We start from the raw sequence: 1,714 nt of genomic DNA, 5'->3' as shown, positions 1-1,714 counted from the left end.
AGCCCGAATGCACCGATCAGCTGGTGGGTCGCCGTGAGTGTGGTTGTGCGGCAGCAGGTGGGGTGCGGGCATGGGTGATCGTCCGACCTCCCGTGTCGGGTTGTTCCACTGGCTCTTTCGCGTCGAGGCTGGGCAGTTGTCGCGGGCGTTAGGCGACGATCGGCCGATTGCGGCCGAACATGCAGTCGAACAGGGTGTTCCACGCGGTTTCCCATGGCCAGTTCCGCGGTAGGTGCAGCGTCAACCGGCGTGCGGAGGAGGCGATCCGGGCGGGGACCGAGACCACGGTCCGCCGGATGGTCCCGGTGGTCGCTTTGAGCAGCTTCGGGTCGTCGGTGAGGGTGCCGGCGGCGCGGGTGAGATTGAACGCCATCACCGCACAGACCAGCCAGGCGGCGTTCGCGGTGAACCGGCTCGACGGCAGGTGCGCGAGGGCGGAGTTCTTCAGGTCCGCGTGCACCTGCTCACAGATCGCGTGATGACGGTGCAGCTTGTCGGCGGCGACGGTATCGAGGTCGTCGGGGTCGGTGGTGGTGAAGAAGGCGTGGAACCGCCAGATATCGAACAACTCACCTTGGCCCGGGTCCCTCTTCGGCCGCAGGTCAGGGATGCGCCGCACCACCAACCGCCCCGGAATCCGGTGCGCCTTGCGCTGGGAGGCGAACGCGGTGAAGTCGATTTCGGCGACCTCGGCTGTCGAGATCCATTTTCCGGTGTCCTCGTCGTAGTTCGCGTTGGTGTATTCGATCGGCGTCCATGCGTTGTCGTCGTCGATAGATTCGATCGCTCTTTTGATGGTGGAGGTCAGGCGTACGGTCACCGAGACATCGGCTCCGGCTGCGATCGCGGCACCGAGGGTGGGGTGCCCGTAGAACGCCGAGTCGACCCGAACCAGTGCTTTGGGTACCGCCTCTGCCGTGGCGTCCGTGGCTGCGTCGGTGGCCGCCGTGCGGAGGCGGTCGACGGTGGCCAGGGCGTCGGCGACCATGCGGGCGGCGCCGCGTGGGGATCCACAGGCACCCCGGCGCAGGCGCTGCCCCACGATCACCGGTGCGCAGGTGTCGGTGGTGATCGTCGCGAGCAGTGCGTTCAACCCGCGGACCCCGGAGTAGCCGTATCCGGAGCCTTGTTTGCCGTGACCGTGGACTTCGATGATGGAGTCGTCGATATCGACAAGCACCCGTCCGGTGTCGATACCCGCCACCACCGGGGTGCGAGCGGCGAGTCCGCGCAGGAAGCGGGACGCGACGGCGTCGAGTTGGCGGACGTGCCCGAAGGTGAATTCGCGGAGGAACGATCCCAACGTCGACGGTGCGTACGGGCGGTCGAAGATCGTGCTCATCGCCCCGTGCCGCAGCAATGCCATGTCCGCGACGCTGTCGGCGCCGGCGACCATCCCACCGACCAGGGACCCGACCTTGCGGCCGGCATGGGCACCTTTGTCCGTCGGCACGCTCAGGTGCTCGTCGGCCAGGGCCAGCAGACCGCTGCCCTCGGCCAATGCCATCACCGGAACCAATCCGGCGGTCGACACAAGATTCGGGTCGTCGAACCTCGCCGCCGCGACGGGTCGGGTGTGAGATAGTTGCATCCGCGAGATGCCCTCCGTTGTGGTGTGAACCGGTTCCTAGACAAGATCGATTCTTTCACCACCGCAGGGCATTTCGCCTTTATGACACCCTCAGGCGCTCATACCAATCGGTGTATCCAGGCT

The 1,714-nt window shown here is 66.5% G+C and carries 1 protein-coding gene; it reads right to left on the bottom strand.

What is annotated here, in order from left to right; all coding sequences use genetic code 11:
* Positions 1–148: 148 nt before the first annotated feature.
* The gene (locus tag ACFVJ3_RS49370; RefSeq protein ID WP_378459028.1) at positions 149–1,591 is read right to left on the bottom strand and encodes an IS1380 family transposase; all 1,443 of its coding nucleotides are present in this window, start codon (positions 1,589–1,591) and stop codon (positions 149–151) included.
* Between the last annotated feature and the right edge of the window lie 123 nt (positions 1,592–1,714).

The sequence above is a fragment of the Rhodococcus sp. NPDC127593 genome (genome assembly GCF_042671975.1).
Classification (GTDB): Bacteria; Actinomycetota; Actinomycetes; order Mycobacteriales; family Mycobacteriaceae; genus Rhodococcus_F.
The sequence above is the reverse complement of the archived record's forward strand: the minus strand, read 5'-3'. Positions and strand labels throughout refer to the sequence as shown.

Coding starts and splice junctions, on each gene's coding strand:
- ACFVJ3_RS49370 (WP_378459028.1), bottom strand. CDS start 1,591: ATGCAACTATCTCACACCCGACCCGTCGCGGCGGCGAGGTTCGACGAC.